20 protein-coding genes, 1 tRNA gene and 1 pseudogene are annotated in these 26701 nt (G+C 59.9%); 11 read left to right on the top strand and 11 right to left on the bottom strand.

Annotated elements, in window-relative coordinates; all coding sequences use genetic code 11:
* Nucleotides 1-195 precede the first annotated feature (195 nt).
* Nucleotides 196-271: transfer RNA gene (locus I2G43_RS04745), tRNA-Arg, on the top strand.
* A 278-nt stretch (nucleotides 272-549) separates the two neighbouring features.
* On the opposite strand, the gene pknB is transcribed toward I2G43_RS04745, so the two are convergent.
* The 7 genes from pknB to I2G43_RS04710 form a co-directional block, all read right to left on the bottom strand.
* Entirely contained in the window at nucleotides 550-2511 is a 1962-nt protein-coding gene (gene pknB / locus I2G43_RS04740) for a Stk1 family PASTA domain-containing Ser/Thr kinase (RefSeq protein ID WP_195535282.1), read from the bottom strand.
* A 132-nt stretch (nucleotides 2512-2643) separates the two neighbouring features.
* Entirely contained in the window at nucleotides 2644-5514 is a 2871-nt protein-coding gene (locus tag I2G43_RS04735; protein ID WP_195535281.1) for an FtsW/RodA/SpoVE family cell cycle protein, read from the bottom strand.
* 16 nt (nucleotides 5515-5530) lie between these two features.
* Entirely contained in the window at nucleotides 5531-7465 is a 1935-nt protein-coding gene (locus tag I2G43_RS04730) for a Stp1/IreP family PP2C-type Ser/Thr phosphatase (RefSeq protein ID WP_195535280.1), read from the bottom strand.
* Nucleotides 7462-7878 carry an FHA domain-containing protein gene (locus tag I2G43_RS04725; RefSeq protein ID WP_006235180.1) on the bottom strand — a complete coding sequence of 139 codons (417 nt, stop codon included), beginning with the start codon at nucleotides 7876-7878 and terminating at the stop codon, nucleotides 7462-7464. Before I2G43_RS04725 ends, I2G43_RS04730 begins: the two co-directional genes overlap by 4 nt.
* Before the next feature lie 6 nt (nucleotides 7879-7884).
* Nucleotides 7885-8898 carry an FhaA domain-containing protein gene (locus I2G43_RS04720; protein WP_035136732.1) on the bottom strand — a complete coding sequence of 338 codons (1014 nt, stop codon included), beginning with the start codon at nucleotides 8896-8898 and terminating at the stop codon, nucleotides 7885-7887.
* Entirely contained in the window at nucleotides 8895-10748 is a 1854-nt protein-coding gene (locus I2G43_RS04715) for a serine/threonine-protein kinase (RefSeq protein ID WP_195535279.1), read from the bottom strand. Before I2G43_RS04715 ends, I2G43_RS04720 begins: the two co-directional genes overlap by 4 nt.
* 144 nt (nucleotides 10749-10892) lie before the next feature.
* Complete coding sequence (locus I2G43_RS04710; protein WP_195535278.1) at nucleotides 10893-11609, bottom strand: hypothetical protein; 717 nt, start codon at nucleotides 11607-11609, stop codon at nucleotides 10893-10895.
* Nucleotides 11610-11725: 116 nt separating this feature from the next.
* On the opposite strand from I2G43_RS04710, the gene dnaX reads away from it, so the two are divergent.
* From dnaX to I2G43_RS04695, 3 genes are read left to right on the top strand one after another with little or no spacing between them, the layout of a single operon-like run.
* Nucleotides 11726-14209, top strand: a complete 2484-nt coding sequence (dnaX, locus tag I2G43_RS04705) for a DNA polymerase III subunit gamma/tau (RefSeq protein ID WP_195535277.1) — start codon at nucleotides 11726-11728, stop codon at nucleotides 14207-14209.
* 54 nt (nucleotides 14210-14263) lie between these two features.
* Nucleotides 14264-14524, top strand: coding sequence for a hypothetical protein (locus I2G43_RS04700; RefSeq protein ID WP_117638144.1), 261 nt, complete (start codon nucleotides 14264-14266; stop codon nucleotides 14522-14524).
* A complete protein-coding gene (locus I2G43_RS04695) occupies nucleotides 14517-14789 on the top strand; it encodes a DUF4160 domain-containing protein (RefSeq protein WP_118258667.1) in 273 nt (90 codons plus the stop codon). The genes I2G43_RS04700 and I2G43_RS04695 overlap by 8 nt, the downstream gene beginning before the upstream one ends.
* Nucleotides 14790-14814: 25 nt before the next feature.
* On the opposite strand, the gene I2G43_RS04690 is transcribed toward I2G43_RS04695, so the two are convergent.
* Nucleotides 14815-15291: a hypothetical protein gene (locus I2G43_RS04690; RefSeq protein WP_195535276.1), complete on the bottom strand. Its 477-nt coding sequence runs from the start codon at nucleotides 15289-15291 to the stop codon at nucleotides 14815-14817.
* 341 nt (nucleotides 15292-15632) lie between these two features.
* Here I2G43_RS04690 and I2G43_RS04685 point away from each other — a divergent pair, with 341 nt between their 5' ends.
* The 7 genes and pseudogenes from I2G43_RS04685 to I2G43_RS04655 all read left to right on the top strand — a co-directional run bounded on the left by I2G43_RS04685 (nucleotide 15633) and on the right by I2G43_RS04655 (nucleotide 23415).
* Nucleotides 15633-15953, top strand: coding sequence for a YbaB/EbfC family nucleoid-associated protein (locus I2G43_RS04685; protein ID WP_006235174.1), 321 nt, complete (start codon nucleotides 15633-15635; stop codon nucleotides 15951-15953).
* A 13-nt stretch (nucleotides 15954-15966) separates the two neighbouring features.
* On the top strand, nucleotides 15967-16563 hold the full coding sequence (gene recR, locus I2G43_RS04680) for a recombination mediator RecR (RefSeq protein ID WP_089573257.1): 597 nt from the start codon (nucleotides 15967-15969) through the stop codon (nucleotides 16561-16563).
* Between the two features lie 245 nt (nucleotides 16564-16808).
* Entirely contained in the window at nucleotides 16809-17714 is a 906-nt protein-coding gene (locus I2G43_RS04675; protein WP_171025237.1) for a hypothetical protein, read from the top strand.
* The gene (locus tag I2G43_RS04670; protein WP_195535275.1) at nucleotides 17711-19555 is read left to right on the top strand and encodes a serine/threonine protein kinase; all 1845 of its coding nucleotides are present in this window, start codon (nucleotides 17711-17713) and stop codon (nucleotides 19553-19555) included. Before I2G43_RS04675 ends, I2G43_RS04670 begins: the two co-directional genes overlap by 4 nt.
* A gap of 3 nt (nucleotides 19556-19558) precedes the next feature.
* The gene (locus I2G43_RS04665) at nucleotides 19559-20497 is read left to right on the top strand and encodes an FHA domain-containing protein (RefSeq protein ID WP_195535274.1); all 939 of its coding nucleotides are present in this window, start codon (nucleotides 19559-19561) and stop codon (nucleotides 20495-20497) included.
* Nucleotides 20498-20824: 327 nt separating this feature from the next.
* Nucleotides 20825-21091: pseudogene (locus tag I2G43_RS10710) on the top strand (methyltransferase); the annotation flags it as partial.
* Nucleotides 21092-21786: 695 nt separating this feature from the next.
* A complete protein-coding gene (locus I2G43_RS04655) occupies nucleotides 21787-23415 on the top strand; it encodes an ABC transporter ATP-binding protein (RefSeq protein WP_117564924.1) in 1629 nt (542 codons plus the stop codon).
* 886 nt (nucleotides 23416-24301) lie between these two features.
* On the opposite strand, the gene I2G43_RS04650 is transcribed toward I2G43_RS04655, so the two are convergent.
* The 3 genes from I2G43_RS04650 to I2G43_RS04640 form a co-directional block, all read right to left on the bottom strand.
* On the bottom strand, nucleotides 24302-24481 hold the full coding sequence (locus tag I2G43_RS04650) for a hypothetical protein (RefSeq protein WP_147324165.1): 180 nt from the start codon (nucleotides 24479-24481) through the stop codon (nucleotides 24302-24304).
* 30 nt (nucleotides 24482-24511) lie between these two features.
* A complete protein-coding gene (locus I2G43_RS04645; RefSeq protein WP_195535273.1) occupies nucleotides 24512-24715 on the bottom strand; it encodes a hypothetical protein in 204 nt (67 codons plus the stop codon).
* Nucleotides 24716-24884: 169 nt separating this feature from the next.
* Nucleotides 24885-26243 carry a radical SAM/SPASM domain-containing protein gene (locus tag I2G43_RS04640; protein ID WP_195535272.1) on the bottom strand — a complete coding sequence of 453 codons (1359 nt, stop codon included), beginning with the start codon at nucleotides 26241-26243 and terminating at the stop codon, nucleotides 24885-24887.
* Nucleotides 26244-26701: the final 458 nt, after the last annotated feature.

Raw genomic sequence — 26701 nt, 5'->3', positions numbered from 1 at the left:
AGAAGAGGCGGGGCATGCCCCGCCTCTTACACCACATCTCTGCGCGCTACCCCTGAGAGACTCCATTGGGAAAGTCGGTCCCAGAATTCGCCTGGATAGTGGGACGCGCTTTCCCGAAGGCTATTCCACCGCAACTTCGAAGAGTGGCTATGCGCTGCATGGCAGCGGCGCAAATCTGCTACACTAGTACAACATGCCTCCGTAGCTCAGGGGATAGAGCACCGCTCTCCTAAAGCGGGTGTCGACGGTTCGAATCCGCCCGGGGGCACCAGAGATTTATCGAGCCCGGTACCGCAATGGTGCCGGGCTCTTCTGGTCTAAGGACCGGATTCGGACCGTCGACACCCGCGTCACTCATTTCCCCGCGGGGGGAGTTTTCGAATCCGCCCGGGGGCACCTGAGATTTGTCGAGCCCGGTACCACCACGGTGCCGGGCTCTTCTGGTTCATGCCATGTCAAAAACGAAGCGCCCGCTTGCTGGGGGAGCAAGCGGGCGCCTGTGAGCGAATATGTTTGCGGCGAGAGCCGTGATGAGCGGTGGGGTGGCGACTAGTTGGTCGTACCGGAATCGTCACCCGTGCCCGAGCCAGAGCCCGAACCCGAGCCAGAAAGTGCGACCGTCAACGTGATCGTGCTGTCGGTAGACTGCTTGCCGGTGGGGGAGACACCCGTTACGGTAGCGCTCTCGTTGCCGCTCACGGGGTTGCCGTTCTGGTCGCAGAAGCCAATGTTGTAGAAGCCGGCGTTGTTGAGCGCGGTGACGGCGGCGGAGATGCTCTTGCCGTACAGGTTGCTCGGGACGGTGGCCTTGCCGGACTTCTTGGCAATGACGACGGTGATCGTGGCGCCGGGCTTTTGCTTGCCGCTGGGGTTCCAGCTGATCACGGTACCCTCGGTAACCGAGTCGTTCTCCTGATAACTCACATCGACGCCAAAGCCCGCCATATCGAGGGCGTTGCGCGCCTGGGACTCGGTCATATCGGTCAGGTCGGGGACGGACGTGGTGTCCGGGCCGCTCGAGACCTTGTACGAGATGGTCGTGCCCTTCTCGACTTCCTTGCCGGCTTCGGTGCCCTGCTCAAAGACCTGGCCCTCATCGGCCTCGTTGGCCTCCTCGGAAGCGTTGCCCTTCAGGCCAACGCTCGCCAGCGCCGCCTCTGCCTGGTCCTTGGTCAGACCGACGAGCCGCGGAACCTCAACCTTCTCGGAAGGCTTGGGGCCCTTGGAGATCACCAAGCTCACCTTTGTGCCCTTGGCCTTCTTGGTGTTACCGTTGGGCGTCTGCTCGGCGACCTTGCCCTCGTCGACGTCGTCGTTGTAGCTCTGATCGACGGTGCCAACCTCGAGGCCGGCCTCCTTGATCAGCTCCACGGCAGTCTGCTGGTCCTTGCCCAGTACGTCGGGCACCGTGACCTGCTCGCCTCCAAAGAGCCCCGTGGCAAAGGCCACCACAATGCCGATGACGGCAACAGCAGCGACCACGGCGGCGATGATCTTGTTCTGTTTGGACTTGGGCTTCTCGACCTCGTAGGAACCCGTGGAGCCCGAAACAGCGCTACGGGTGGTGTTCTGGCCGCTCACGCCCGAGACGGGACGAACCATGGCGCGCGTCTGGTCGGAAAGCTCGCGGGTCTTGGTGGCGCCGAGCTCGCCGGGGGCACCGATGATGCGCGTGGGCTCGGAAATGTTGACGGCGCGCCCGGACAGGTAGCTGTTGAGCACCTGACGCAGCTCGTCGGCCGTCTGGAAGCGATTCGCCGGGTCCTTTTCCATGCACTTGAGGATGATGCGCTCAAGATCGGCGTCGACGCCGGAGTTGATCTGGCTCGGCGGGATGGGCAGCTCGTTGACCTGCTTGAGCGCGACCGAGATCGCATCATCGCCGTCAAAGGGCACGCGGCCGGTGGCGCACTCGTACATAACGACGCCCAGCGAGTAGATATCCGAGGTGGGGCCCAGGTCCTGACCGCGTGTCTGCTCGGGGCTTACGTAGTGAGCGGTGCCCAGCACGTTGTTGTCCTGCGTGAGGTGGCTGTTCTTGGCGCGTGCGATGCCAAAGTCCATGACCTTGATATTGCCGTCGGGCAGCACCATGATGTTTTGCGGCTTGATGTCGCGGTGGATGATCTCGTGCTTGTGTGCGACCGAAAGCGCAGAGCTGATCTGCGAGCCGATCTGCGCGACCTTTTTGGGGTCGAGGGCTCCATGGCTCTTGATGCCGCTCTTGAGGTCGGTGCCGCGCAGGTACTCCATGACGATGTAATAGGTGTCGCCGTCCTTGCCCCAATCGTAGACGCCCACGATATAGGGGGAGGAGAGACCGGCTGCTGCCTGGGCCTCCTGCTTAAAGCGTGCGGCGAAGGTTGCGTCGCCGGCATACTGTGGCAGCATGATCTTGACGGCTACCGTGCGGTCGAGGACCTGGTCCTGCGCACGGTAGACGGTCGCCATGCCGCCTGTTCCCACCTTATCCTTGAGGAGGTATCTTCCCCCGAGGACCCTCTGTTCCATTCCTGCTCCTAACATAACTATTCGCTCAACGATGTGTGTAGTACCTTCGATGTGGCCGCTGGGGCCGTGTGGCGCGTTGCCGCTAACTCTTCGGCCGCGGCGTGCCTCGGGTGTCCGATTCGGTCATGGGCATCACGCTCCCTGTGCGGCAAGCGCCGCGGTCAGGACGATGCCGGCGATCTTGGCGGCCTCGACGTCATGCTTGTCGTAATCCTCCAAGGCCACCGAGATGGCGACCGTGGGTGAATCGTAAGGTGCAAAGCCAACGAACATCGAGTTGACGTTGGTGCCGCCGGTCTCGGCCGAGCCGGTCTTGCCGGCGACCTTGACGCCGGGGATTTGGGCATCGGTGCCGGTGCCGGACTGGACGACGGCAAGCATGGCCTGCTTGACCTGGTCGGCCGTGGCGGAGCTGACGGCCTGACCCAGCGAGCGGGACTGCGTGGTCTTGACCACGGTTCCGTCCGGGGCGAGTACCTGGGCTACAAAGTACGGGTCCATGACCACGCCGCTGTTAGCGATGGCGGCGGCAATCACGGCGTTTTGCATGACGGTGGTCTGCGGGCCGGGCGTGTGGTCCATGCCGACAGGCTGGCCGGCGCCGGCCCAGGCGGTCTCCCACTCGGTCATGAGCGACGGGTCGGCCATGATGGAGGCCGCGGAGGTCAGGTCCTGGCCGAGCTTCTGGCCGTAGCCAAAGGCGTTGGCAAACTGCACGAGCGTGTTTGCGCCCACTTCGTTGGCCACCTGGCCAAAGACGACGTTGGAGGAAACGGCAAACGCCTGCTGGAGGCTGATGGTGCCATAGCTCTCGTTGGCGTAGTTGGTGACCGGCGCGTTGCCGATGTCCATGGAGCCGGGCGCCTGGTAGGTGCTCGTAAGGCTGGCGGTGCCGGTCTCGAGCGCGGCGGAAAGCGTGACGACCTTAAAGGTGGAACCCGGGGTGTACAGCGCGTCCATGGCGCGGTCGTACATGGAGCCGTCCTCGCCGCCGCCCGTCTGCAGCAGCGCGTCGATGTTGGTGTTGTCGTAGGTGGGCGAGCTGGCGCATGCGAGGACCGCGCCGGTGCGCGGATCCAAGACCACCACGGCACCCTTAAAGCCCTTGAGCGCCTGCTCGGCAGCCGTCTGGATGCGCGAGTCGATGGTGAGCTTGGCGGTGTTGCCCGGCTGGGTCTGGCCTGCGAGCGACGCGATGGCGTTGTTCCAGCTGGAGTAATCCTTGGAGCCGGTGAGCGTGTCGTTCATGACGGCCTCGATGCCGGCGGTGCCGTACTGCTGGCTTACGTAGCCCACCACGTGCGCGGCCATGTTGCCGTTGGGGTAGGAGCGGGCGTAGGTACCGTCCTCCTGCTGCAGCGACTCGGCAAGCGTCACGCCATCAGATGTGATGATGGAGCCGCGCTGGATGTACTTGGAGCGGGCGATGGTGTGGTTGTTGGTCGGCATGTCCTGGTAGTCCTTGGCCTTGATGACCTGGACATAGGTGAGGTTGCCGATAAGAATGGCGAACAGCGCCGTAAAGGCGAGTACCGCGCGGGTCAGGCGGTTGGCGAGTGCCACGCGGCCGAGCACGCCGGATTCGGGCGTGTCGAGCAGGCGACGGCGCATGCGCGAGCCGGCGGAGTGGTTGCCGCGACCATACGAGGACGAGGCGGCAAAACGCGTGCCGGTCGGGGCCGCGGCGGATGCGACCTGGTCGTCGGTGATGGCTGCCATGGTGCCGGTGCCGGTGAGTTCGGCCTCGCGTCCGGTTGCCTCGTCACCGGCGCGCAGCAGCAGCGCAACGATGATAAAGCTCGCCAGCAGCGAGGAGCCGCCCTGGCTCATAAAGGGCAGGGTAACGCCGGTCAGCGGGATCAGGCGGGTAACGCCGCCAACGATCAAGAAAGCCTGGAAGCTGATGGCGGCCGTAAGGCCGGTCGCGCTAAAGGCGGCAAGGTCGGACTTGGCGCGGGCGGCCGTGGTCAGGCCGCGAACGGCAAAGAGCATAAACAGGATGAGTACGGCACCGCCGCCCAAAAGGCCCATTTCCTCGCCGATGGCCGAGAAGATAAAGTCGGACTCGACGACGGGGATGTTGTTGGCCATGCCGTTGCCGATACCAACGCCGACCAGACCGCCATCGGCGAGCGAGAAGAGCGACTGGACGATCTGGTATCCCTGTCCCTGGGCGTCCTTGAACGGATCGACCCAAACCTGGAAACGCACCTGAACGTGCGACAGGAACTTGTAGGCGCCCACGGCTCCCACGGCCAAAAGCGCGAGGCCGATGATGACGTACGAGAAGCGTCCCGTGGCAACGTAGAGCATCAGCAAGAAGATGGTATAGAACAGCACGGCCGAGCCCAAATCGCGCTCGAAGACGACGACGAGCAGGCATACGCCCCACACCGCAAAGAGCGGAAGCAGCAGGCGCAGGCGCGGAACTTTAAAGCCCAGGATCTTTCGGTTGGAAATAGAGAGCAGCTCGCGGTTCTCGGCCAGGTAGCCGGCCAGGAACAGCACGATAAAGACCTTGGCGAACTCGCCGGGCTGGATGGTAAAGCCGGCGATGCGAATCCACAGCTTGGAGCCCGAGATCGTGGTGCCGATAAAGATCGGCAGCATCAGCAAGATGATGCCGATGATGCCAAAGGTGTATTTGTAGCGCATGACCACGTCGAGGTTTTTGACCAACGCGAGCGTTCCCACCATCAACGCCACCGAGATAAACAGGATGACGAGCTGTGAGATGGCGAGGTCGGGCGCCAGGCGCGTCACAAACGTGATGCCGATGCCCGACAGAACAAAGACGATGGGCAGAATTGCCGGGTCGGCACCGGGCGCCAAGATGCGCACGGCGATGTGCGCCGCAGCGAAGGCGGCAAAGAGTCCGATCGGCACGGCGAGCGTCTCAAATGAGATAGCGGCGCCCGCGGTGAGCACGTACATCGCATACAGCAGGATGACGGGGAACGCCGAGGCGATGAGTAAGAGCATTTCGGTGTTGCGGCGACTCATAAGCGGCACTCCCTTTCTAGTTCTTGTCGGAGGCTTCGGCCTCGGCGGACTGTTCGGCGGTTTTCTCGGAATCTGACTCGGAGGTCGATCCCTGGTCGGTGTTGTCGCGAATCGTTTGCGCGTCAATCACCTGGCGGGTCTGCTCCTCGTCAATCTGATGACGGTATTTGGAAATGGTGTCCTGCGCATCGTCGACACTCGTTTGCGGAATGCCCGCCTTAAGGCGGTTCTGCGTGTCTTCGGGCAGGTCGGACAGCTTGATGCTCGTTTCGCTCTCGAGCCAGTGGAGCTTAAGGCCGAGCGGCTTGCCGGGCACGCCGCGCCAAACTGCGACATTGCCCTGGTAGGTCCCCAGGTAGTACGAGCCGGTGATGCCCGTGTAGGCCCAGATGCCGGCTGCCAGCACAAAGACAAGGGCCAGGACGGCAGCGATGATGACATTGCGGCGACGCACGCGTTGCGCCTCGCGCATAACGCCGTCGTCGACCAGGTCGACGACCACTACGGTCACGTTGTCGTGACCGCCGGCGGCAAGCGCAGCATCCACCAGGTTGTCGACGCAGATCTGCGCGGTCGAGGACTGTGTGGCAATGTTCTCGATATCGCTATCGGGAATCATGCTCGAAAGGCCGTCCGAGCACAGGATCAGGCGGTCGCCTTCCTCGATATGCAGAGTAAAGTGGTCGGCGTACATGGCGGGGTCCGAACCGAGCGCGCGGGTGATGACCGAGCGGTTGGGGTGGACGCGGGCCTCGTCGGCCGTAATTTCGCCGGCATCCACGAGCTCTTCCACATAGGAGTGGTCGCGGGTCACACGAATCAGCGTGCCCTCGTGGAGCAGGTAGGCGCGCGAGTCGCCCACGTGGGCGATGGCGAGCGTGTCGTTTTCGATATAGGCGCAGGTGGCCGTGCAACCCATGCCGGGCTTGCCCAGGCCGTTCAGGGCCGCCTCGATTACGGCGGCGTTGGCTGCCTCGACGGCTGCGGCCAGGCGTGCTGCGTCGGCGGACTGCGGGGCCGTCTTGGCAATAGTCTCGACGGCGATGGAAGAGGCTACCTCGCCGGCGGCGTGACCGCCCATGCCGTCGCATACGCAAAAGAGCGGCGACTGCACCAGGTAGGAATCCTCATTGTGCGGGCGCACACAGCCAACGTCGGAGCGGGCGCCCCACATGAGTTGCGTGGTGGTGCCGGCATCATAGGTCGAGTCGGTCTCGATGCGCTCCTCGGTCAGGGGCTCAAAGCTCATGGTCGAGCCGGGGTCTTTGAGCTTGGCCTCAACGGCGGCAACGTCGATCTCGGCTGTGTCACCGGGAGAGACGGTGTCGGTCTCGGCGCTTGATTCGGAATCGCCGGTGTCCGGGGAGCCGGGCTCCTCGGACGCGCGGGCGGTCGACTCGTCGTCTTGCGGGCTGACGTCTATAGGCTCGGGCGTCGCAAAGTGCGACGGCGCGGGCGTGCTTTGCGACTGGGCGGCGGGCTCGGCCACGGTATCGGACTCGCTTGCGGGCGCAGGCTGCGGGATCTTGGGTGCAGGGCCGTCCTCGGGGGATGGCCCTGCCTCGGGCGCCGGCGCAGACGCGGGCGCAACCTCGGATGCCGGGGCTATGGGAAACGCCGGCGCGGCGGGCTCGGGTGCCGCAAACACCGCAGCGCTCTCGTTGATTGCCGCGGCGACGGGCTCTGCAAAGTGAGCCGGCGCCGGGGTTGCTTCGGGCGCTGTGGGCTGTTCCGCAGCATGTGCGCCGATGGGCGCCGCTACGGCATCCTCTTCGTCCTCGTTATCGGCGAGATCCGAAATATCATGCGTTACATGCGAAAGAGGCAGGGAGAACACGGTGTCCTCGGGCTCCACGGGTGTGGAGTCCGCCGGAGCGGCGTGGGCCGGCGCAGCTGTGGCGGCGGCCGGTGCCTCGGTCATAGTCGCGGACTTGTTCTCCTCGTCGATCATCGACGGTTCACCTTCATGACCACATCGCCAATCTGGACTTCGTCGCCCTCGCGCAGTGTTGCGGGCTCCACAAGCTGGCGGCCGTTGACGAGCGTGCCGTTAAGCGAGTTGAGGTCCTCGATGATGAGCGCCGGGCCCTGCAGCGAAAAACGCGCATGTGAGGCCGAGACGAATGGTTCGTTGATGCAGATGTCCGAAGATGGCGAGCGACCGACGATGACGGGGCCGAGCATATCTACGTGGATGCCGCGGATGCCGCGCGGACCCTTGTCCACATCGATCGTCCAGATAGCCGAGTCGCGGCGCTGTCCGCGCACAAGTCCCACGCCGGTCTTCATGACGGCGAACAGGAAGATATAGAGCAGGGCGACCAGGACGATGCGGCCTGCAAAAAGGACGATATCGATGTTCATAAGCGACTATCCCCTAAATTCAAAGGTGCTCAGGCCAAACGTCAGCAGATCGCCGTTGCGCAGCGGGCAGCGCGTAATGCGGCGGTTGTTGACGAGTGTGCCGTTGGTGGAATTGAGGTCCTCGATCGACCAATCCGAGCCCGTAAAGGTGAGCTGGGCGTGGCGGCGCGACACGTTGGGGTCGCGCAGGGCAATGTCGGAAACTGAGCGCTCGCGACCGATGGTCACCTGTGCGGAGGTGATGCTATGGCTCTCGCCGCTCACGACGTCGACGAGCTGGGCGAGCGGGCGCTGCGGGGCGCGAGTGCTCGCCATGTTGGAGGCGATGCCGGCTGCGGCGCCTAGGCCCACGGCGGCACCGGTCGCGGCGGCTCCGCCCATGCCGGCAAGCGCGTCGCGCGAGACGGTCTGCGGCACCGGGATGGGTGCGGCGGCGGGGTCGGGGACGCTAGGCGCGAAGGGGTCTGCCACGGCAAGCGGGTCGGGAGCGGCGGCGCGAGGCGTCGGCTGCTGCTGGGGCATGGCGGCGGGGCGCTGCTGCTGCGGGGCAGCAAACTGCTGCTGGCCGGCGCGCGGGGCGCTGGCGGCACGGCTTGCCGCGGAGTTGTTCTGGCCCAGGCCGTTTTGATAGGCGCGCTCTTCTTCGTACAGGCGGCCGAGCGTGGGGGCATCGACGTTCTCGGCAAAGACCGAGAACTTGCCGGCGCGCAGCTGCGGATCGATCATAAAGCGCACGAGGGGCTCGCCGACAAAGACATAGCGGCGCTTTTCGGCCTGCGCCTTCACAAACTCGCGGACCTCGCGCGAAAGCTCGGGGTAGAACGGGGCGAGCATGGGATCGTCGTCGGCGGCGATCAGGATGGTATAGAGTGCCGGCGCCGTGTTGACGCCGTTAATCACCAGAGTCTGATCCTCCATGTCGCGAGCGGCCTGCTTGGCAAGCTTCTTAAAGGAGAACGGGGCACGGGTGGCACCGAAGATGCCGGCCACGTGGTCCTCGAAGATGTTCAGGAAGTTCACGAAAGATCACTCTCCGTATAGGTTCTTTGGTATCCGAGCAAATATAGGCATATCCCAACGATTATAGAGGATAGGATTCCCGCAACCGCCGCCTTGGCGGCGACCGCGGCTGCAAGGCTGGCAATTTCCATATGGTGTGCAAGACAGGACGACGCTGCGCAGCCGATGCCGGTGACGGCGATGGCGGCGATTGCGGCAAGGTTTGAGCCCTGATCGGCACGCTTGGCATGGGCATTGAGCAGCGCGGATGACGCTGCGGCAGTTGCCGCGACCAGCACAAAGGCAGCCCAAAGGAGCGGGTCTCCCAGCGCTGCGGCAACGTTACCGAGCCCCAGCACGCCTCCGGCTGAAAGCGCGACCGTGGCCAGACGGGCAAAAAGCGCGCCCATGCCCGTTGCCGCGGCGGCGCTTGCCGGGCCGAGCCAAAATGACGCGACGCCGGCGGCGACCCCAGCTGCCAGGAAGGTATTGCCAGTCAGACAGCCAAGCGCGAGTGCACAGGTGAGCGCGGCGCTCGCGGCAGCCTCGGTGCGACCCCAGGCGATCCACCAACCGGACATGGCAGCGGCAAAGATCACCGCGACGGGCAACATCGACAGGATGCCCTGCGCCTGCATGGTGGCGTTGGCCATGAGCACCAAAAAGCCCACAGCCGAGATGGCCGAGCCGATCTGGGGGGCCAGGCCAGCCGCCGCTCCGATCGCGATAGCCGCAATGACCAGGCCGGGAAGCGCCGCGACCCCGGCCGTTTGCATCAGCAAAAAGCTAAAGGTGCCGCACGTTAGCGCCGAGATAGCGTGCATGGTGTAGTCGCGCGCATGGCTCCAGCGCGTGCCCGCCCAGCCGAGCGCGGGGTCGACCTCGATGGCGTCGTCCTCGTAGTACGACGGCTCGATATCGTCGAGCTCCTGCTCGTCATCCGAAAGCTCGCCAACCATTTGCTCCAGACTGCGACGGCCCTCGCGCACGCTGCCCAGACCGGCAAGGAGTTGGTCGCAAAATGCCTCGATGCTGTTGGGGCGGTCCTGCGGCATGGGGGAGAGCGCGCTCATGAGCGCGGCCTCGGCTCCCGGGGGAAAGTGTGGTATCAGCTCGCTGGGATAGGTGGCGCCGCCGATGATGCGGTCGAGCGAGTCGGCGGGCGTGGCCGCTATAAGGGGGGCGCTGCCGCACAAGCCCTCATAGATAACGCAGGCAAGGGCAAAGACATCGGCGCGTTCGTCGACCGTGCCGGTCTCGATATCGAGCTGCTCGGGCGGCATGTAGCCGATGGTGCCGCCGCGCGAGCCGCCAAAGCCACCGGCGGACGACAGTCGCGCCATGCCAAAGTCGGTGAGCTTTACATTGCCCGAGTGGTCGATGAGCACGTTGGCGGGCTTAATGTCCAGGTGGAGTACGCCATTGCTATGGGCGAAGGTGAGCGCCTGACCCAGGGCATCGGTAATGGCCGCGGCCTCGTCAAAGGTGAGCGAGTGGCCGTCCACGCGATGCAAAAACTCGGCCAGCGACATACCGTCGACATACTCCATGACCAAGTAGGCATAGGCGGTGTCGTGCGTAAAGTCGATGACCTGCACGATATTAGGATGTTGAAGCATGGCGGCAGTGTGCGCCTCGCGCAGGACATCCATGATGTCGCTGGCGGGCATGCCGGCGCCGTTGATAAGGGGGATGCGCTTAATGGCGACGCGGCGGCGCAGGTGCGTGTCGCGGCAGATCTCGATGGAGCCAAAACCGCCGGTCGCAAGTGTCTCGAGCGGCTGGTACCGCTTGAGCAGCTCGCGAGAGCTGGTGCCCTCCAAAGGAACGTCCGGCGAGAACCGGGCGGTATGTTGCGAGAAAAGCGGCATGGCCAACCCTCGTGCGTTTAAAGTTCGTTTGCGAGTGGCGGGCGCGGAGCCGAGCCGTTCGCGGTGGCATAGATGCTGCTAGTGTAGCACGCTCGGGTGCATGGGGAGGATAGCGGGATGCGAGGCTGCCTGTCTGGTTTGGCCTTAGCGCTTCTTCTTGTTCTTCTTCTGCTTGCGCTGCTTGCCTTTGGTCTCCTGGGGCTTGTCGCCCTGCTTGGCCTCGGCGGTGGCCTTCTCGGCTTTCATCTTCTTGCGTTTGGTCTCAATGCGGAGTTTTTTGTTGATGCGCGCCTTGAGGAAGGTGCCAAACTGCTCGGCATCGCCGCGAACAAAGGTGTCCTTGGGGATCGTCACGCCCTGGTCGGCGAACATGGCCACAAAGATGCGCTCGCCGTCGAGTACGTGGTCGAGCTTCTCAAACGGGAAGAACTGCGACTTGCCGCTCTTGCCCCAGACCATCAGACCGTTCTCGTTGGCGGCGACGCGGCGGTAGCGGCCGCCCATGGACTTGTCGGCCTCGACGGCATCGATAAAGTCGCGGGCAAGCGTGTGGTGGAGGTTCTTGCTCCACCAGGCCAAAAAGGCGCCGAACACGATCAGCACGACGCCGAACTTGATCCAGTTGCCGCCGGCCACCAGCATGCCGATGCCGATGAGCGCGGCAATTGCCGCGGCGACATACAGCGAGCCGCGACGCCTGGGCGAGGCAACCAGGCGGGCGAAGTCGGTGACGAGGTCGTTTTCGTACTGGTACTCGTTGAGGTACAGGATGCCGTCGTCGGCTGCTGCCTGCGCCTCGAGCGCGACCTCGACCTGGTCGGCTGCTTCGGAGGGAACGAGGTTGCTCTCTGCGTCTGCCATGCTCTTTGGACTCCTATCGCGGCGGGCTCGCCGTACGGGTTATTATGGAATGCAGTATGCCGTGCGACCGCATGGCCGTCGCGGCAACAAGACTCAGTATACCCGGGGGAGCACCCATGGAATCGTTGTACCGAAAGTATCGCCCGCTCACCTTCGACTCCGTGGTGGGCCAGCAGCATATCGTCTCGACGCTCGAGCACGCCATCACCGAGGGGCGCCTGTCCCACGCCTACCTGTTCTGCGGACCGCGCGGCACGGGCAAGACCACCATGGCGCGCATTCTGGCCAAGGCGCTGCTGTGCCGCAATGCCGAGGTGGCGCGCGCCGAGGGTGCAAGCGGCTGCATGCCCGACGGTACCTGTGAGGAGTGCGAGCTCATTGCCGAGGGCAACCACCCGGATGTCTACGAGCTCGATGCCGCAAGCCGTACCGGCGTGGACAACGTGCGCGAGGAGATCATCAACTCCGTCAACTTTGCCCCGGTGCGCGGCAAGTACAAGATCTATATCATCGACGAGGTCCACATGCTCACGACGGCGGCGTTCAACGCGCTGCTCAAGACGCTCGAGGAGCCGCCGGCACACGTGATCTTTGTGCTGTGCACCACCGACCCGCAAAAGATTCTGGAGACCATCCTCTCGCGCTGCCAGCGTTTCGATTTCCATCGCATCGGCAACGAGGATATTGAGCATCGCCTGGCATACGTGTGCGAGCAGGAGGGCTTCGATTACGACGACGAGGCGCTGGCTATCGTGGCGCGCCATGCAAAGGGCGGCATGCGCGACGCGTTGTCCACGCTGGAGCAGCTGAGCGTCTTTGGCAACGGTTCTGTGCATGCGGACGACGCCCGCTCGCTTTTAGGCGAGGTTTCGGACCAGATTCTGGGCGAGTTTTCCCGCGCCATTGCCGATCGCGATGTTGCCGAGCTCTATGGACTGATTCGCGTGCAGGTCGAGGAAGGAAACGACCTGCTGGAGCTGACGCGCGACCTGGTGGCGCATGTGCGTGACGTGTACGTTGCCTGCGTTGCCGGTGCCCGCGCCGAGCTGTTTGAGGGCGGCTCCGAGCAGGCCGAGGCGCTTGCTGCCGAGGCCGCTGCCTTTGGCGAGCATCCTGCCGACCGCCTGGCCCGTGTGCTGACAGTGCTCGACGATGCCGCACTGGAGATGAGGGGCGCGAGCGATGTGCGCCTGGTGCTCGAGATCGCCTGCACGCGCCTGGCACGTCCCGAGGCTGATATAACGATTGAGGCATTGGCCGAGCGCGTGGCACGCCTGGAGGCCATGGTTGCCAATGCCGCGGTGCCGGCGAGCGTGGCTGCTGCTCAGGCCGCCGCGCCTGCAGCATCCGTACCCGCTGCCGCCCAGCAGCCGACGCTTATCTCGGGTGCCCGAGCTGCCGCTCCGGCGGCATCTGCTACCCCCGCTGATACGTCCGCGCGCCAGGGCGGTATGCCTTGGGACCGTGGTGCTGCCGCTCCGGCGGCTCAGCCTGCGCCCCGTTCTGCGTCCGTGTCGGCTTCCAAGCCTGCAGCGTCTGCACCTCAGTCTGCGCCGGCTCCGACGCCTCAGCCCGTTGCGGCCCCCGCGCCTGCCACCGCTCCGGCACCTAAGCCCCAGCCCAACACCGCCGCCCAGGTTGCTGCCGCCGGTGCTGCCGAGACGCCCGCGGTCGAGGATGCCGGAGAGCTGCAGCGCAAATGGGCCGAGGTTGTCGAGCGTGTTAAGGCGCGTCAGGCTTCCTACGCAGGGCTTTTGCTCAACGCCCGCGCCACGGCCGACGACGGCTCCAAGCTCACGGTCTCGTTCCCCGCGGGCTCGACCTTTGCCATCAAGATGCTCGGCCGCGCTGACACGCAATCGGTGGTCCTGCCGACGGTCTGCGCGGTCTTCGGTCGTCGCACCGTCGACTACGTCCTGGATGGAGGTGGCACGCCGGCTCCTCAACATGAGGAGCATTCTCCATCTGCACGGGCTGCGGCATCTGCGGACCCGCAGCCCGTGTCCTCGGCGGCCCCTGTATCCTCGAGCGCCAGCGCGCCGCAGCAGCAAGCGGCACCGGTAGCGGCATCGACCCCGTCGGCGCCTAAGCCAGCCGCGGCCAAATCGGCTGCTTCGGTCCCCGCGCCCAAGCCTGCCGCTGCGCCTGCGCCCAAGTCATCCGACCTGGGCAAGGCCCCCTGGCTGCGCTCGGACAACCCTGCCGGCGCTCCCGCCACGGGCAAGCTCCCGACTGAGCCTGCGCCCCGCGCGCCCGAGCGCGCGTCCGGTCCCAAGGCTCAGCCGTCCGCGCAGTCTGCGCCGTGGGAATCCGAGCAGGTGCCCTACGACGATGCCATGGTCGCCGGTTTTGCCGCCGATGCGGGCGGGGACGATCTGCCTCCGTTCGACGCGCCGGCCACGGCGTCCGCGCCCAAGCCCGCCGCAACTGCCCCCAAAGAGGAGGACGCTCCTGCAGCTCCCTGGGAGTCCAACCCCGGCGCGGGCAGTCCCTTCGGCCATCAGGGCGCAGCCCCAAGCATCCCGCAGACCGAGGACGAGGCCAAAGCCCTCATCCGCAGCGTCTTCGGTCAGTCCACCATCTTCAAACCGGTGGAGTAGCTGTACAGGCGGGTATACTGCTCAAGAAGAGACGTCTTTGAACGGAGCGAGCTTATGATGTGGGAATATGTCCGCCTTGAGGACGATACGCAAGTTTCGTATTCCGAAGTCCGTGAGGACAACACGGTGAAGGTCGTTGTGGAGCGCCCGCGCGATTGGGGTTTTGACACGGCGGAGTGTATCTTGCCGGCATTCAATTGGGTGTCACACGAGGGCTTTAGCGAAGCGAACCTCAAAGAACTCGATGATTTCGTGCGCAACAATGCCCCGCTCATCCTGCGTTTTGCCTACGAAGGCGGACGAGTCTATGCCTAGTCTGTTTCGACTCGGGCCGTACATCATCTTCTTCTGGACGGGGGAGAACGGCGAACCTGTCCATGTTTACGTTGCGGTCAAGCACCCCACTGCCGAGGCAACCAGGATATGGCTTACCCGCTCCGGCGGATGCAAGCTGGCCCATAACAAGGGCGATATTCCTGCTCGGGATTTACGCGATATCATGCAGTTTGTTTCATCTAACCATGCGCTGATTTGCAAACGCTGGAAAGAAACAACCGGTGGGCTGTCGTTTTACTGTTGAGAATCGCTTGCTGGGCTTAGGACCCCTAGCTCTTTAGGGGCTTTTTATCCGGGCGCATTTGTATTTCGGACATGTGTAGTGTGGTGCCGCGTATTTCGCATTCGAGCAGACAGGTACGTGACGGTCGGCCTAGGATGCTGAGGTCGATGCGATACGTCGCATGGCTGTCCGTGTACTCGACTTGTTCGGCGTTGACGGTTGCTCCGATTGCCAAATAAGCGCCTGGCTCGGCATCGACAATCTTGGCGTCCTCTATCTTGACCTTGAACTCCTGGTAGAGGGACGGGCTGTTGTAGTAAATGGTTCGGGTTCCGTCGGTGCACTCATCGGTCGCTTCCCATTTGACGGTGGGCTGGTCCGAGCTGGTTATCAGCAGTTCTGCTCCAAAGGCTATAGCATGGGTGATGACAACCAGTAATGCCCAGCCGACAAAGAGATAGAGAACCACATATGCAACGGGGTGTTTTGAGCGGATGTTTTGGAGCGCGTCGGGGGCATTCATGGGGGCACCTCCAAATTGCTGTCTGTGACAATCAAATTATACCCTGCCATCATGAGCGCCGCCTCGAGCAGCGGTTCGGCATTTTGTTATCTAGCTGGATGCAGAAAATGTCGGATTCCGGCTCTACAAGATTTAGCTTTCAATATTATGCAGATGCGAATTATTCAACTTCGCATAATCTTTGGGTGCGGTTTGCACTCCAGGACATGTATATCGACTGAGGTAGCGTGTCCGCCCCGCTTGCTTGCCCCGCGCCGTGGTACGATTTTTGAGTTTGAAAGTCCCGCCGTGCTCCGGCTGCCCTTGCAGCTCGGCGTGCGGCCGCACGTAAAGGAGCCGTCATGGCCGGTATGAACATGCAGCAGATGATGAAGCAGGCCCGCAAGATGCAGGAGCAGCTTGCCGCCGCGCAGGAGAACCTCAAGTCCCAGACCGTCGATGCCTCTGCCGGCGGCGGTATGGTCAAGGTGACCGTTAACGGCGAGATGGAACTCGTCAACCTCACCATCGATCCCGATGCCCTCGATCCCGAGGACGTCGATATGCTGCAGGACATGATTATGGCTGCCGTCAACGAGGCCGTTCGCGGCGTCAACGAGCTCGCCAACAAGCAGATGGGCGCCATCACCGGCGGCCTCAACATCCCGGGCATGCCGTTCTAAGACGCGCATATATATGAGTGCCAACCATAGCCTGCAAAAATTGCTCGATGAGCTGGGTCGCCTGCCGGGCATTGGCCCTAAGTCGGCTCAGCGCATCGCCTATTACCTGTTGGAGGCTGACGCCGAGGAGGCGCGCCGCCTGGCCGAGGCCATCCTGGAGGTTAAGCAGGAGGTTCACTTTTGCAGCCGCTGCTTTAACTACGCCACGGCCGACGAGTGCTCCATCTGCCAGGATTCGATGCGCGACACCACTCGCATTTGCGTGGTGGGCGAGCCGCGCGACGTCCAGGCAATCGAGCGCACGGGCAGCTACCATGGCCTGTACCATGTGCTGGGCGGCGTGATCAGTCCCATGGACAAGATTGGCCCCGAGCAGCTGCACATTCGCGAGCTGCTGGCACGCTTGGGCCACGAGGACATCCACGAGGTCATCATCGCCACCAACCCCAATATTGAGGGCGAGACCACGGCGAGCTACCTGGCTCGCACTATCAAGCCGCTGGGCGTTGAGGTGTCGCGTCTGGCGAGCGGCCTGCCCGTGGGCGGCGACCTGGAGTATGCCGACGAGCTTACGCTTGGGCGCGCCATCGAGGCCCGTCGCACGATTTAGGTGGCGAGCCTGCTCCTGCCGTATGTTTTCCTCGCGACGCACGGGGTAGTCATAATTTCCCCGTGCGACTGTAAGTTTGTTGTGCAACAAAGATGCTTTGTATCCGCTTATCGCATGGATGCTTCCACTCGCATCCTTAATTTGCCCATTCGTTGCGCAACCTTTTGGGTTCGCTGATACACTCAAATATGGATTCGAATGAATGCGCCGCTCCCGAGCGGCGTGTTTTTGTTGGAGGAGAACGCATGCGGCCCGGTGGCACTCAGACAAAGCGCGGCGCCGCGGTGCGCATGCGACGCCGACTGGGCTTGGCGCCTCGGGCGTACGCGCTGCTGTCGTGCTCGCTGGTGCTGGTCATAGCTGGCGTTTCTGCCTATGGCATGACCGTGCCGTCCATGATACAGGCACATGCCGCATGCGAACCGCGCGTAGGGCATGAGGTCAAAAGTGATCTGGGCACCACGACTGGATATGCTTGGGCAAGTGTGGTCGCGCATATTGTGTTTGGCGCCGACGACGCGGACGGCGCCGAGGCCCCGGACAACGAAGTCACGCTTGCCAATGGCAAAACCATCGTGCTCACCAACACCAAGATCATCGATCGGTTGTCCAACAATAGCGTGGCGGCAACGGTGAATAAGGTCGAGCGGCAGAAGGAGCAGGACGCCCAGCAGTCCGGAAAGCCCGGTAGCTCGGATACTTCTGGCTCCGGCTCGGATTCGTCGAGTTCGGGCGGCGGCTCTGGGTCGGGTTCCTCTGCCGGAGGGTCTGGAAACGGCGGCTCGACGGGCGGCAACGCTGACAACGATGCAAACTCCGGTGGCCTTTCCGCTGCTGAGGAAGAGAGCATTCACAGTTGGCTTGTGACCAAGTACAACATGCTCGACGGCTATGTTTCTCGTGCCAATGACGTGGTCTCGACCTATAACTCTACGGGAGATCCCAGGCCGTGCGACAGCTTGGTCGGGGAGATGTTTGTCATTCGAGCCGAGTTCGGTCGTCAGACATTCTCGCCCCGGTCAAAGTGGTATCAGCAGTATGCCAATCTGTGGGGCTGTTACACCAACCTATGTCAATGGGTCGGCCATTACGGCGATGATGACGTCGCGCTCGGTAACTTCAACAATAACGTGGCGGCGCTTGCCCTATGATGACCGATCTTGCATCCACCACACCACAATCGCTCGGTCGCGATCCCATGGTCGGCCTGCGCCTGGCGCGTGTCGACGGGTTTGAGCCGGCCATTGCGCTCGGTCAGGACGAACTGCCTGCCTATCTGCGTCGTTTTACGATACTGTTTGCCGACGATGCCACCATGCGCCGTGGCGGTATCGGCCGCGTGACGCGTGCCGTCAACGCCCAAGGCGAGGCCGTAGCACTCAAACAGCTCATCTTGCCGACGCGCGATGAGTTTGACGACGATGCCGCCCATGAGGCGCTGGTCGCCAAGTTCAAAGCGGCATTTCGCGAGGAATATGAATGCCATCGCGCCCTTTCGGGCCTTAAGGGCTTTCCCCGCCTCTATGGCTGGGGCGAGGTTGACGGTGTGCCTGCAATTGTCATGGAATGGGTCGAGGGCGAGACGCTCGCCCGCTTGCGCTCGCGCTTTGCCGTGGACGATGCCGGCCGCCTATCGCCGCTTGTGGCGGCGCGCTTGGGGCGCGACCTGTTCGACTTGCTCTGCCGCATGAGCCTGGTGGGGGAGGGCTTTGTCCATCGCGATATCTCGCCCGCTAATATTATGGTGCGTACGGCGCGTTTACCGCTTGACCGGCAGCTTGCCGAGGGCACCTTTGACCTGTGCCTGATCGACTTTGGCTCGTCGCTGGCGCTCGATCCTGCGTCGGCCGTGGCCGGTACCGGCGGCAAGGCGTCGTTTACGGAGCGCTATGCCACGCTGCGTCGCGCGACGGTTGCCTATGCCCCACCCGAGATGCTCACCGACGATATTCCCGATCTGCGCGCTTTGCGTATGTCGCCGGCGATTGGCGTCTATGCCGCGGCAAGCACGGTTTACGAGCTCATTGCCGGCGTCGCGCCATACGAAGCCGCGCCGAGCACTTCGGGCACCTCGGGTTCGCGCAAAAAGACGCGCGACATCGCGAGCCCCTACCGTCTCAAGATGGACACGCGGCCCGACTATCCCATTGGTGCCCATGCGCCCGGTTGTGATTTGACTCAGCTGCTTCGTCGTGAGCCCGATGTGGCGCTCGCCGCGGCCGAGCAGGCCCAGCAGCTAGGGCTTGAGCCGGATTCCGAAGAGCTACGCGATGCGCTGGCGTTTGTCGATGCCCAGCTGTTCGACGTGGTGATGGCCTGTCTGTCCAGCCATCAAAAAGATCGTCCCGAGCCGGCGGCGGTCGAGGCGGCGCTCTCGGCGTTTTGTGACCACTATGCGCAAAATGTCGGTCGTTCGCTTCGCGGCGAGCCGCTCACGCCGTGCCCCATGGATGCGTCTGGCCGCGCGGTTCGTCGCGCGCTGATGGTCGGCGCGACGGTCGTCTGTGGCGTGGTTTGGGCTGTGGTCGTGGTTTCGGCCGCGCTGCTGGCGTCGGGCGCTCGCGTGACGGCGACTTTGGGATCGCTCGTGTGGTCTGGGTCGCTACCGGGTATTATTGCCGCACTGGCGTTGGCGCTGCCAGGCATAGCCGGCGTTGCCGCGGGGGCACTTGCGCGCGATCGGCGCTCGGGCTTCCTGCAGGGTGTGCTTGCGCTTTCTGCCTGCGAGGTTCCGGTGCTGGTTGTGGCTGCATGTAGCGTATTTTCCCAACGCGCCGTGATGGGCGGCCTTGTTGCCGCTCTGGTTGCAACCTATACGCTTACGTGGTTTTTGCTTGCGATGGGCTTTGCCTTTGAACTTCCCGTTTCGGCACCGCGACGCACAAAAGCCCAGATGGCGACTCCGCTTGCCGGTGGAGCCGCAGCTGTCCGTACTTTTGGCGGACCTGTCGAAGTATCGTCCGATTCTATTTCTACGACCAAGGAGGCCTAGGTCATGGCATCTCAAGTTGAGCTCGCCCCATGCGGGGCCATGTTTGACATCTTTAAGCGCGCAGCGCATCTGAGCCATATCGAGCTGTGCGGCTTGGTGCTTTCGTCCCGTCCGCTCGCCGACGGCCGCAGCCCGCAGAGCCGAGCCGCCGATCGCTCTTGGGTTTCCCGCTTTATCGTTCGCGCGCCGGTCGGCACGCTTCAGCAGCGCTACTTTGCCGAATACGGTACCTCGGCTGCGCGTATTATGTCGCAACTGGCCCTGCGCCAGCGCAATCCCATGGACTCCACGGCTGTGATCAATATGGTGTGCGGTCCTGCAGGTGAACCGATGGTACGCGCGCTCGAAGAGTGCCACCAGGACACGAATCTCTATCGCAACGCGCTCGATCGCCTGTCCCAGGCGGCGGAACTCATGCCCGCCGAGCGCGCCGAGGCCGTGCTGGTGCTGTTTGTCGCTGTCGGCTGTTCGGCGGATGTGCGGTCCTCGGTGAACTATGCCATCGACTACGCGCACGCGACCTGTGACGGAGGAACATCCACGCCGCGTTCGCTTGGCATGTCGATGACCGCGGGCGAACGCGAACCCGCCCCGGCGCACCCCTTGGGCTTGCTGCGCGTGCAAAACAGTTTTGTCGTGAGCGCCCCGCGCTGGATTCAGCCGAGTGAGCAGGGTGTTGAGATTGGCGCACTGGCCACTGGTGAGGGCGATATTACCGACGTCGGCGACGATGTCTCGGCCCGCCATGCCCATATCTGGTGCGATGCTCAAAATATCTGGCACGTCGAGGACTTGTCGTCCACCAACGGAACCGTGGTGGTAAACGGGGCCACGCGCGTCTGCATTCAGGTCGAGCCCGGCCGTTCCGCCCAACTCAATCCCGGCGACGAGCTCAAGCTCGGCGAATCCACTACCTACGCCATTCTCTTCGGTGCCCTCTAGCCGGCAGATAGGGACGTTTCTTTTCTGCCGGCACTTGGGGACACTCCTCGGCGCGCCAGAGCCAGTCGCCCGGGGATGGAGGGGCCATTTTGGCCCTTGGCGGTCAGTCGGGGCGAAACTAGAAGATCTTTCCGATTCGCGGCTGTTCATGCTTGTAGAGCATCTAAAACAATAGGATGTTATTCTGGAATATGCCGGGTGCGTGAACTTGCCTGTCTTAGCCTTAATAAGGTATAGGGGAGTTTGGCTCAGGGGTTCCGTCTTGTTCTTCAGCGCAGTATTGTGGGACAGATTTGCTGAGATTGGCGCCTTACACCGCAGAGCGCACGGAAGGCTCTCGATTTGTGTTCTGGCCCCAGAATACAGGGCCTGATACTTACCAACTGTGGCATGGATGTAACATCTGTAGAAATCAACCCTTTTGTTGTCGACCTTTGTAAGAAAAACACTGCCATCAACTCTTTGGATGACGAAACTAGGGTGCTTGAGGGGAGCCTTTACTCCCCTCTGAGAGATGACTCATGTTTTTCGCTTGTCGTTGTGAATCCTCCGTTACTGCCGATTCCGGATGAGATTCCTTATCCCTTCGTTTGAGATGGAGGACAATCGGGTCTGGATAAAACACTTCGTATTCTTAAGGGTGGCGATACGCATTTAGAGAAAAACGGTAAATACTGCTAATAGGGGTGACGACGATGGTGCAGGGGCGACCCGCGATGCTCTCATCAATACGTCGGATACTTGGGAAATCAGGTCTAGATGCATGTATGATGATGCTATGTGGCTATTCAATTAATCCGCGTTCCGAATGGGTGCAGGGTATAGCTGCGACATCGTATGCTTTTGACCCGGCGCGATACTCAGATATTTCTGAGGCGGTTGACGAAGTTTATACGCACTATGCCGCGCAAGGCGTTTCGGAAGTTTGCACATCTACGTTACGGGCTTAGGTTTCTTCAAGCGAGCAGGCCGGTTGCGTTATTTCGAGCGATTTTTCTAGTCTAGACGACAAAAGGCAAAGGATTTGATGGGTATAAAACGCGGACGTTTGTGGGCGGATGCTCAAATCTATTGTGGCAATCGGGCGGTTGAAAAAGATATTTCAACCGCCCGATTGCCAGGTTCGTCGGAGGAGATGTCCGATTCCGACTCTCTTGTAGGAAGAGCTTGAGATCGTATTGGCCCAAGGCAATCTTAAAGCAGTCTCATTGGCAAATCTTCGCTCCTGTTGTGTTGAGGTGTAAGGTATCAGTGATTGATGTTTTGTGGCGGGTAGATTGGGGCCTTCCTTGATTCGATGCGTTCTCTCGAGGTTCATCAGAGCAAAAGGGGCTTTCGTCTTCATTGCTATCACGGTGATTGGAACCGCTCTCTCCTATGCCATGCCATACGTGAACGGGAAATTCTTAGATTTTCTTCTCGGTAACCGCAGCGAAAGAGACGCCGTACTCTTCGCGCTCCTGGTTGCGTCAATAGGAGTTTTCTCCACCCTCTTTACTTATTTTGCAGGAACACTTTCCATTCGCATAACCACGAGACTTTCCTTTGATCTTCTCAGGGAGGCCGTCTTGCGTTTTGAAAGAGACGATTACTTGGTGAGTCGGACCATCGATCCAGCCTATACAACGCAACGGATTATTTCCGACTCCAGCGTGGTCTCATCCTTCGTTTTGGCGAATTTTATCAGTGCGCCGCTGTCCATTGTAGCCATTCCCATCGTATTGCTTATCATATGGTCAATTGATTCAACTCTCGCGGTGTTTTCCATCATTCTCCTCATCGTGTATTTCTGTGTAATTACTGGGTTGAGGAAACTTTTGTATAGGGTCACGTATGAGAAGAAAGAGGCGGACAGCGCCTTTTACGCCGCAATTGCATCGCAGCTTAATCAGATTCTCAACATTCAACTGACATCTTCGTACGGCAAGAGCGAACAAGCGCTCGACGCTGGGTTTAAGAGCTATTTTCCCAAAGTTTTGCGCTCCGGAAAGCTATCATATTCTCTGACATCGCTCGATGGTCTTTTCGCAGCGTTGTTTCAAGCGGTGATACTTGTTGTTTCCGGAGTACGAATCATTAACGGAACTATGTCAATAGGCGAGTACACTATCATCGGTACATACTTCGCGGTTCTCTTTAAGACTTTGAAAAGTATGATGTCATTGTTCAAATCCTATCAAGATGCCAAAGCATCATGGGATAGGACGGCTATCGCGACGAGAGAAAAGGAGAGATCGGGGTGGAATCGGACCGATTTAGCTAAACTCGATGAAATAAATGACATTTCGGTATCTGATTTGGAATTCTCGGTTGCCCTTCCAGACGGATCTGTCCGAGAGGTCCTCGGCGGGTTTTCTTTCAAGTTTTCCGGTCCTGGTACATATTGCATAGTTGGGGAAAACGGAAGAGGCAAGACGTCACTTCTTTACTTGATGCTCGGGCTATACTCATCGAAAGGCAAAGTAAAATACAACGGCGTGCCAATCGAAGAATGCGACTTGGATTACATACGTGCGAGAGAGATATCGTGCTGCCCACAGTCGTGCTTCGCGCCGGACGAAACGGTGAAAGAGCTGTTAGAGTATTTCGACACGCCCTTTTCTTCCTATCACCGGGGTGTAGATGGCCTACTTTCGCTGGAAAACAGCGTGAAGGAGTTGCTCGGGAAACGTTGCTCCGCGCTTTCGGGCGGTGAGCTGCGCCGAGTGTACTTATGGTCGGCGATTTCACGCAAGTCGTCAGTTTTGGTACTCGACGAGCCCACGACTGGGTTAGACGCTGTAAGCCGCGCCGAGCTTGCGGCCTATGTTAAGCGCAACAAGCAAAGCCAGCTGATCATCGTTGTCTCTCACGATGACGAGATGGTCGGCGCGGTAGAAGGGGTAGTGGATTTAGGCAGCATGTACCAGGGTAAATGATGACAAGTGTAGTGCTACCCAACTGGCAGAGATAACAAAAAGGCGATGCAGATGCACGTAGCATTCAGGCGGTTCGGACTCGGTGCCTTCACGCCATCGCAACGCTTTCAGATATGGTTCTCGTTCTCTTACTAAAGGAGACTTTAGTCTACGTCATCTTGTCGAGACAGAGGTGAAGCGAAGTGTTGTCGCGACGTATCTTATTCCAGGTGGCTCAGTATCAGCGTGAGAATCGCACCAAAGTGTACTTACGATTCTCGTGTCCCACGGACAACATGGGCTGAGCATTGAGGTTCCACCCTTTGCTGCAACTACACGGGGTTGGACGGCAATGAATATGCCGGGCCGCATACCACGCGCAGCGGGGGTCCATGTCCCAGTATGTTGCCTACAGCAGCCTCGATGTCCACGCACACATCATCTCTGCCTTCGCGTTCAATCCATTTGCCGGAGAGTGCGAGGGTTGCCAGGCCGTAGAATTCGAGCCGAACAAATGAAATGCGGTATCAGCGCATAGGATTAAACTGACGATTGCTTTGCACTGAGAATACGCTTGGAAAGCCGCTATGGGTGGCGGCCCGGGTTAAATAGAGAAGCCCGTCCGATCACTTTCATGTGGCGAACGGTCGGGCTTCTTATTCCACTTGCCAATGCTCGGCTCATATTGGAAGAAAGCTACGCTAATGTTTGCGTGACACTCCTATTTTCTCCGAAGAAAGAGTCGGATAATGAAGAATAGAATTAAAAAAGGTGCCAGATATAACGCAAGTATAAAGGCTAATCCAACGAGACCTTGCAATAATGGCATAACTCCTCCCAGACACGAGATTTTGGTATTTGTTCCCATCTTATTCTGAATTGGACCAAATAGTTCCTAGCCACAAAACTACTCGTCAACTGGATCGCACCAATCTGCTGGCAAAACACAGCTTGATTCTTTATCGACATAGCACCAATCCGCAACAGGGCACTCGGCGATGTCGTAAAAATTGCATATATCAACTCCAAGACAACAAGGCTCAACGGGAGGATGTTCATTTGAACCAACAGGATGGATATGCTTCATAACAGCTCCTCACCTTAATCCAATTAGAGACTACGTTTGATCAATGCCACAGTGATCTACAACGCAGATGCTGCCGCCATCCATGTCATAGTCGCAGTAATCGTATGCACCACAGCCATCTGCTTTATCATAAACAGTACAGATGTCAGTAATGCCCAAGAGGCAGTCAAAAGACATCGGCTTCACGCCTGCCTCGCCGCCACTTCCTGGATTAATCGGATGAATATGCTTCACGACTACCTCCCTTTGAGTGCAGAAAAACCTCAATATTGTGTATAACAAACCAAGATGTCTAGTTCACCATATTTCTAGAATGGTTTCGGCGAATGTAGCAATAAGCTTCGCAGACGGTAATCAGAAGAACGAACACCTCCACAATGGTGACAGCAATGCGCTGAACCGCTTATTCCGATACAGTAGCTTCTCGTTGATTTTTCTCCTGCGAAGATGAGTGGCGGGAAATAAGGTCAAAAGCCATCTCGTAGCACATTTTTCTATATTCACATGATGCAGGGTGTAGACTCTTGGGCAAGTAGCCGTGCTCGTCTGCAGCCTCCCAGCTACAGCCCCCACCACAGAAAGACCGAGCCCAACAGTCCGTACAGTCAATTCTTTTTTCGACACCCTGACTCCAGTTTTCAATATACCTAGTTTCGTCAATTCCGGTGACGATGTTGCCCATTTTGAATCGCATCATCCCGACAAACCTGTGACAGGGGTATACGTCCCCTTCGGGAGTCACGGAAATAAAACGCCTGCCAGCCCCGCATCCGACAAAGGCGATCCTGTTGCTCATAATCAAATCAACTGCAGTTTTCAATGTTCTAAACAAGGGCTTTTCCCCTTGATCAATCTGTTTGAGATATTGATCCGCCAAATCTATTAGGCCCGCCCTGATTTTGTGTAATGAGTGTTCGTCGAGTTTGATATTCTCATCGAATGAGCTCACGGGCGAGAAGTAAATCCTTCTGAAGCCCATCTCTTTAAACTGAAGATAGTCTTCAACAAGGTTACAGTTATTATTTGTTAAGGTCGCTCTTGCGCCGAAGGGGAACGACTCGGAAAAACGACGAACGTTTTTGTCGATATCGGAGAAAGAGCCGCCTCCCGTCTTATACGGGCGCGATGCATCGTGCTTGCATCCTGTACCATCGAGACTAATCAGAACAGAAAACCCGTGCTCCTTGAAAGAATTCACAGCAGTGTCATTCAAAAGCGTTCCGTTGGTCGTAATAGAATAGGTAAAGTTTCTATTGGGGTATATTCTTTTTGAATAGTCGACCGTTTTCCATATCAGCGGCTCGTTAATCATGGGTTCCCCACCAAAAAAGACGATCGCAAGCGTTTCGTTTTCCGATGAACTTGCGACGAGGTAGTCGACCGCCTTGAAGGCTATCTCGTCTGTCATCAGCAGAGGAGACGTTCCATAATCTCCTTTACCGGCAAAACAGTAACTACAACCAAGGTTGCATGCATGTGAAACGTGGAGTTCGATGGATCTAAGTTTTCGAGGCGTGTCTTTTGTTAAGAAAGTCCGCTCAGACAATCGTTGATACTCATCAATGTCGTCTTCAAGTTCTGCTATGGTCGTTTGGTCGTAGCCTTTCGCAGCAAGTGACTTTGTTAGCAACTTCGAGTTGACCGTTCTTCCCGATGCTTCAAATATGCGAAGCGCATCTTCTGATGCTTGGTCAACCTGAAAGCAATTGCGAGTGACCTCATCGAAGCAGTAACGACGATCACTTACTGAGAAAAAATGCATACGTTCCTCAATTTCATGCTGGACTGGCACTAACCTTGTTTATTGTTGCGCAGCTATAAAAAACCACCAGCGGGGATTCGGTGTGCGGCCCAATCGGACTCCCAAAAGGTTCTATTTGAGACTGGCAAGCTTTGTGTTGTTGGCACTTCGACAGCGCTCTTTATTCCAACATGGAGCCTCGCAGTTTGAGTCGACTTGCCTCTGGAAGGTCCGATCTTAACTTGATTTAGGATGAAAACAGATTACAGGCGCGCTCCTCTAGAAAGAAAGGAAACCAATCGCCGCCTTTCACCAGGAAAGTTTTTATAGCCCACCTCGAGCAAAATGAAAGATGCGAGAGCGATTGGGGAACAACGCGAATCTCCCCTTTTGGGTGGGAGCGAGCCTTCAGCCACCGGCGAACGACTCGCCCTGGTCAGAATCTGGAAGTGGTGCCGGGCCGCTTGGGCCTCCCCGGT

It is taken from the genome of Collinsella aerofaciens, assembly GCF_015557435.1.
Classification (GTDB): Bacteria; Actinomycetota; Coriobacteriia; order Coriobacteriales; family Coriobacteriaceae; genus Collinsella; species Collinsella aerofaciens_Z.
The sequence above is the reverse complement of the archived record's forward strand: the minus strand, read 5'-3'. Positions and strand labels throughout refer to the sequence as shown.